Genomic DNA, 7052 nt, shown 5'->3' on the forward strand with positions numbered 1-7052 from the left:
CTGTTTTCCTGGACCAGTTGCGACAGGATCAGACCCAGGCGCACGCGGCGCTCGGCCTTAGTGGCGAACAGGTCGGCCGGGAACGGCAGGCTCTTGACGTCCATGCCGCGCTGGGCCATATCCTGGCGGGTCTGCTCGGCCAGGCGCTGCGAATCCTGTTCGATCATGACCTTCGGCACGTCCATTTCGGTGTGCTTGACGAGGGCGTCCATCACGGCTTCCTTGTTGCGAGCCTTGATGCGGGCGTTGACTTCACGCTCCAGGTTGACCTTGATGTCTTCGCGCATCTTTTCGATGCTGCCGTCTTCGATGCCCAGCGACTGGGCGAACTCGGCGTCGACTTCCGGCAGGTGCGCCCACTCCAGCTTCTTCAGCGTGATGGTGAACTCGGCGGTCTTACCGGCCACGTCCTTGCCATGGTAGTCTTCCGGGAAGGCCAGCGGGAACGTCTTGCTTTCGCCCACTTTCAGGCCGACGGTCGCGGCTTCGAATTCCGGCAGCATGCGGCCTTCGCCCAGCACGAAGGCATAATCTTCAGCCTTGCCGCCCGGGAACTCAACATTGTCGATGACGCCAACGAAGTCGACGGTCACGCGATCGCCGTTCGCTGCGACCGGCTCGCCACCGTCGCCGTGCTCACCGGCTTCGCCCTTGGTGTGGAAGTGGACGCGCTGCTTGCGCAGGATGTCGATGGTCTTGTCGATCTCGGCGTCGGTGACGTCGGTCTTGACGGTTTCGATCTCGATGCCCTCGAGGGCCGGCAGCGCGACTTCCGGGTAGACTTCGAAAGTCGCGTCGAAGGCCAGCATGCCTTCCGGCGCGTCCTGTTTCGGTTCGATTTTCGGCATGCCGGCAACGCGCAGCTGGGCTTCGTTGGTGGCGTCGTTGAACGCCTGGCCAACGCGGTCGTTCAGCACGTCGGATTCGATCTGGTAGCCGTACTGCGCGGCGACCATCTTCAGCGGCACCTTGCCCGGACGGAAGCCCGGAGCACGAGCAGTCTTGGCCTGCCTCTTGAGGCGCTTTTCAACTTCCGTACGAACGTCGCTCAGCGGAAAAGAGATCGTCAAGCGACGCTCGAGTTTACCCAGGTTTTCGACTGCAGTTGCCATTGTAAAAATCGTCCAAAAAAATAATTATTCGTGGTGCGAGGAAGGGGACTCGAACCCCTACACCATTGCTGGCGTCAGGACCTAAACCTGGTGCGTCTACCAATTTCGCCATCCTCGCTCAGGATTGCTGCATCTTGCCACAAAAACAAAGGGCGCCCGACAATGAAACCGGCCGCCCTGCATCCAAATGTCTAGGGGCTACAACTTCAACCCGATATTTTACTGGATTTTGTGACACGATTGGGCACATTTTGATTCGTGCGTGCCCCTATTAAATTCATCCAATATTTCAAGCATTTAGGTAGGATGGGCACCCGTGCCCCACGCGGAAGCCGACCTGATGCCGGCGTCGCGCGTGGGCTCGGGGAGCCCACCCTACGCGGGCGTTGTTACGCGCACGGGGCGCTTCACGCGGAACCACGCCGCGTACAGCGCCGGCAGGAACAGCAAGGTGAGCGCCGTCGCCACCAGCAGCCCGCCCATGATCGCCACGGCCATCGGCCCCCAGAACACGGAATGCGACAGCGGGATCATCGCCAGCGCCGCGGCGGCCGCCGTCAGCAGGATCGGCCGGCAACGCCGCACGGCGCTCTCGACGATCGCTTCCCACGCCGGGTGCCCGGCCGCGATGTCCTTTTCGATCTGGTCGACGAGGATCACGGAATTGCGCACCACCATGCCGAACAGCGCGATCACCCCCAGATTGGCGACGAAGCCGAACGGCTGGTGGAACAGCAGCAGCGCCATCGCCGCGCCCGCGATGCCCAGCGGCCCCGTCAGGAAGACCATCACCGAGCGTGAAAAACTGTGCAACTGCAGCATCAGCAGGGTGAACACGATGAACAGCACGAGCGGCACATTGGCCGAGATCGAGTCCTCAGCCTGGGAGCTGTTCGCGCCCTCGCCTTCCAGCTTGATACGGTAGCCGGCCGGAAGCTTCGCACGGATCGCTTCCAGTTTCGCATTCACCTGGTCGGAGACGGTCGGCCCCTGCACGCCTTCGACGACGTCGGACTGGACCATGATCGCCCACTCGCGGCCATAGCGCTGCACGACGCCGGGCTCCCACACGAATTCGATGTGGGCAAGCTGGGACAGCGGCACGGCCTTGCCGGACGGCGTCGGCACGTTCGTCCCGGCGAGCACGGACATGTTCGATCGTTCCTCCACCGGCTGGCGCACGACGATGTCGATCAGCCRATTGCTCTCGCGGAACTGGCCGACCGTCGCCCCCGACAGCACGGTGGCGATGGTGCGACGCACGGCCTGCGACGTCACGCCCAGTGCGCGCATCTTGTCCTGGTCGAGGTCGAGGCGCAGCACTTTCACGGACTCGTTCCAGTTGTCGTTCACGCCCACCGTGTTCGGATTGGCGATCATGATTTCCTTGACCTGGTCGGCAACCTTGCGCACGACGCCGATGTCCGGCCCCATCACCTGGAACTGCACGGGATACGGCACCGGCGGTCCGTTCGGCAGCAGCTTCACACGGCCGCGCACTTCCGGGAAATCGTTCTTGAACACGTTCTCGATCTTGAGCTTCAGCGCGTCGCGCTGGGCGACCGTCTTCGGCAGCACGACGAATTGCGACACGTTCGACGCCGGAAAGATCTGGTCCAGCGGCAGGTAGAAGCGCGGACTGCCCGTGCCGATGTACGACGTCACGCTGACCGTCTCCGGCTGCGCGCGCGCGAACGCTTCGAATTTCTTTGCCAGCGCCTCGTTGACGGCGAAGCTCGTGCCTTCCGGCGTCCACATCTCGACCATCAGCTCGGGACGGCTGGAATCGGGGAAGAACTGCTTCTCGATGAACTTGAAGCCGAACACGCCCAGCACGAACACGGCCAGCGACAGCGCGATCGTCGTCTTGCGCCATTCCACGCAGCGGTCGACGAGCCGGCGGAAGCGTGCGTACGCCGGGGTGTCGTAGACGTCGTGGTGTCCGTCGCCGTGCGGATTCACRCGCAGCAGGAGGAAACCGATGTAAGGCGTGAACGTGACGGCCACGACCCACGACACGATCAGTGCAATCGCGTTCACGGAAAACATCGCGAACGTGTATTCGCCAGCCGCCGATTTCGCCAGGCCGATCGGCAGGAAGCCCGCGGCCGTGATCAGCGTGCCGGTCAGCATCGGGAACGCCGTCGACGTGTAGGCGAACGTGGCAGCCTCGAAGCGCGACATGCCCTCTTCCATCTTCCGCACCATCATCTCGACGGCGATGATGGCATCGTCCACCAGCAGGCCCAGCGCGATGATCAGGGCGCCCAGCGAGATCTTGTGCAGCGAGATGTCGAACACGCGCATGAGGAGGAAAGAAATCGCCAGCACGAGCGGGATCGTCAGCGCCACGACGAGGCCGGGGCGCACGTCCAGGCGGTACTTGCGCCCCGGCTTCGTGTTCTTGTGCAGGCCGAGCGCGACGAACGACACCGCGAGCACAACGACGATCGCCTCGATCAGGCTGCGCATGAACTCGCCGACGGACGCCGTGACGGCGGCCGGCTGGTTCGCCACGCGTTCGAGTTCGATGCCGACGGGGAGCTGGCTCTTGATGTGCTCCACCGTCTTTTCCAGGCCCTTGCCCAGCTGGATGATGTTGCCGCCCTTTTCCATCGACACGCCGAGGCCGATGACTTCCTTGCCGTTGAAGCGCATCTTGTCGTGCGGCGGATCCTCGTAGGCGCGCTTGATGGTGGCGAAGTCGCCGAGGCGGAATGTCGTGCTGCCCGCGCGCAGGCTCAGGTCCTCCAGCTGCTTGACCGTCTTCAGGCCGCCCGTCACGCGCACCTGCAGGTTTTCCTGCGGCGTGACGAGCACGCCGGCCGACTCGATGCCGTTCTGCGTGGCGATCTGGTTCACGATCTGCTCGAACGGCACGCCCAGCTGGGAGAATTTCTGCTGCGAGAACTGGATGTTGATTCTTTCCTGCTGCACGCCGAACTGTTCGACCTTCGCGACCAGCGGCACCGCGAGCAGCTGCTGGCGCACGAAGTCGGCGTAGTCGCGCATCTCCGCATAAGTAAAACCGTCGCCGGACAGCGCGAAGATGGAGCCGTACGTGTCGCCGAATTCATCGTTGAAGAACGGCCCGATCACGCCGGGCGGCAAGGTGCCTGCGATATCGCCGACCTTCTTGCGCACCTGGTACCAGATGCCGGAGACTTCCTTCGGCGGCGACGACTCCTTCAGCTCGAGGATGATCGTGGTCTCGCCCGGCTTGGAAAAGCTGCGCAGCTTGTCGACATAAGGCGTCTCCTGCAGCTTCTGTTCGAGCCTGTCGGCGACCTGCTGGGCCATCTGCACCGAGGTCGCGCCCGGCCAGTATGCCGTAATGACCATGGCGCGGAACGTGAACGGCGGGTCCTCGTCCTGGCCCAGCTTGCCGTAGCTGATGATGCCGCCGATGAGCAGCGCGGCGATCAGGTAGCGGGTCAGCGGGATGTGTTCGAGCGCCCAGCGCGACAGGTTGAAGCCCTTCATTTGGGGGCCCCGTTCCCGTCGGGTGTCCCCCGGACACCCGACGCTTCCGCTTCCGCATCACCGCGGCGCGCCACGTCGGCCGCCAGCACCTTGACTTTCTGCCCCGGCTTGAGCAGGTTGACACCCGCCGTGACGATGGCCTGGCCGGGCTTCACGCCGCCGGCCAGCAGCACGTCGTTGCCCGACACGCCGCCCACCTGCACGGGAACGAGGCGCACGGCGCCGTTCTCGATGACCCACACGGACGTCGCGCCCTTGTTCTGGTACAGCGCCGACAGCGGCACCCTGATCGCCGAACCGGCGCCGGCATGCGCCAGCTGGACGACGGCCGTCATGCCCAGCCGGATATCGTCGCGGGCGGGGATCGCCACCTTCACCGTGTACGTGCGCGTGGCCGGATCGGCCACCGGCGACACTTCGCGGATCTTGCCGGGGATGCTGCGGTCCGGATCGGCCCACAGCCTGACCTTCACGTCGCTCACGTTGCGCAATTCATCGACCTGGTCTTCCGGCACGCCGATCACGACTTCCTTCTCGTCCGTACGCGCGACGCGCACGACGGGCGTGCCCGCCTGCACGACCTGCCCCACTTCCGCATCGATGCCCGTCACGACGCCGTCCGTGTCCGATTCCAGGCTGGCATAACCCGTCTGGTTGGCCTGCTCGCGCGACGCCGCGCGCGCCGCCTCCATGCTGGCCTGGGCCGAATGCGCGGCCGCCACCTTCTGATCGAGCACCGCCTGGCTGACGAAGTTCTGGCTGCGCAGGTCCTGGTAACGCTTCATGTCCGCGCGCGCCAGCTCGTAATTCGTCTGCGCCGCACTCAGGTTCGCCTGGGCCTGGGCCTGGCCGAGGCGCAAGTCCTGCGGGTCCAGTTGCATCAGCACCTGGCCGCGTTTGACCACGGTGCCTATGTCGACCTTGCGCGCGCTGATCTTGCCGCCCACGCGGAAGCCCAGCCGCGATTCGTAGCGGGGCCGGACATCGCCGGAAAACTCCGCCGACGAGCCGACGACGCCCGACGCCAACGTCAGTACACGCACGGGACGCACGTCTTCGGCGGGCGGGCCGGAACGGGAGCAGCCGGCGAGCAGCGCCAGCGTCATGACCACAGGGAGAACGATGGGGGCGGCGGGAAAAGCAGGCATTGGTTTCCTCATATTTAACCTACCAATTATAATCATGCAATTATCGCCAGTAAATGACTTTAGAGTCAGCAATCTAACGCGTCGCATGGCCGTCGACCACTACGAAAACTTTCCTGTCGCTTCGATCCTCCTGCCGCGCCGCCTCGTGCCCGCAGTGGAGGCGATCTATGCGTTCGCGCGCAGCGCGGACGACCTCGCCGACGAGGGCGACGCCAAGCCGGCCGAGCGCCTGGCCGCGCTGGACGCCTATGAATCGGCGCTGGACACCATCGCCGCCGGCATCCCGCCCGTGGATCCGATGTTCGCCCGGCTGGCCGCCACGCTGGCGGAACACCATCTCCCGCTGAAACCGCTGCGCGACCTGCTGAGCGCCTTCAGGCAGGATGTCGTGACGACGCGCTATCCGGATTACCCGCGCCTGCTGGATTATTGCCGACGTTCGGCCGATCCCGTCGGACGGCTGATGCTGGGCCTGTACGGCGTGGGCGATGCCACGAGCCTGCGCGAATCGGACGCGATCTGCACCGCCCTGCAGCTGATCAACTTCTGGCAGGACGTCGCCATCGACATCGCCAAGGGCCGCATCTACCTGCCGCAGGACGACCTGGCCCGCTTCGGTGTCAGCGAAGACGACATCGTGCATACCCGGACGAGCCCCGCGTGGCGTACGCTGATGCGCTTCGAGGTCGAGCGGGCGCGCGCCCTGATGCTGGAAGGCGCCCCGCTGGTCAAGCGGCTGCCGGGACGCATCGGCTGGGAATTGCGCATGGTCGTGCAGGGCGGCCTGCGCATCCTGGAAGCGATCGAGCGGGTGGAGTACGACGTGTTCCGGCGCCGCCCCCGGCTGAAGCGCCTGGACTGGCTCACCGTGGGCTGGCGCGCCTTGCGTATGTAACCCGGCAATCACCCTCCGTATCATCCCGATCGGATAAGATAGCGGACCCGCTCCGCGCGTTAATAATTTGACTATGTCCCCCGACGAATACTGCCAACAAAAGACCGCACAAAGCGGCTCCAGCTTCTACTACAGCTTCCTGTTCCTGCCGCCGGAGCGCCGGCGCGCGATCACGGCGCTGTACGCATTCTGCCGGGAAGTCGACGACACCGTCGACGAGACGACCGACCAGTCGGTCGCGCGCATCAAGCTCGCGTGGTGGCGCAACGAGGTCACGCAGATGTTCACGGGCACGCCGACGCACCCCGTGATGCTCGCGCTGCAGCCGCACCTGGCCGTCTACGACCTGAAGCACGAACACCTGCTGGCCATCATCGACGGCATGGAGATGGACCTGGACCAGTCGCGCTACCT

The 7052-nt window shown here is 64.6% G+C and carries 5 protein-coding genes and 1 tRNA gene; 2 read left to right on the forward strand and 4 right to left on the reverse strand.

The genetic code is table 11. The features are described from left to right. The 4 genes from tig to AC1DYX_RS25585 all read right to left on the reverse strand — a co-directional run. On the reverse strand, positions 1-1112 hold a 1112-nt coding region (tig, locus tag AC1DYX_RS25570; protein WP_477264104.1), incomplete at its 3' end, for a trigger factor. A gap of 31 nt (positions 1113-1143) precedes the next feature. Further along, positions 1144-1230, reverse strand: a tRNA-Leu gene (locus AC1DYX_RS25575). Between the two features lie 257 nt (positions 1231-1487). Beyond that, positions 1488-4595 (reverse strand): efflux RND transporter permease subunit, encoded by a 3108-nt coding sequence (locus AC1DYX_RS25580; RefSeq protein WP_477264106.1) that lies wholly within the window; start codon positions 4593-4595, stop codon positions 1488-1490. After that, positions 4592-5743, reverse strand: a complete 1152-nt coding sequence (locus AC1DYX_RS25585; RefSeq protein ID WP_477264108.1) for an efflux RND transporter periplasmic adaptor subunit — start codon at positions 5741-5743, stop codon at positions 4592-4594. The genes AC1DYX_RS25580 and AC1DYX_RS25585 overlap by 4 nt, the downstream gene beginning before the upstream one ends. An 85-nt stretch (positions 5744-5828) precedes the next feature. On the opposite strand from AC1DYX_RS25585, the gene hpnC reads away from it, so the two are divergent. After that, complete coding sequence (gene hpnC, locus AC1DYX_RS25590; RefSeq protein ID WP_477264110.1) at positions 5829-6638, forward strand: squalene synthase HpnC; 810 nt, start codon at positions 5829-5831, stop codon at positions 6636-6638. Positions 6639-6711: 73 nt separating this feature from the next. Continuing rightward, a partial coding sequence (locus AC1DYX_RS25595) for a squalene/phytoene synthase family protein (protein WP_477264112.1) occupies positions 6712-7052 on the forward strand: 341 nt, incomplete at its 3' end.

The sequence above is a fragment of the Massilia sp. P2_C2 genome (assembly GCF_056404615.1).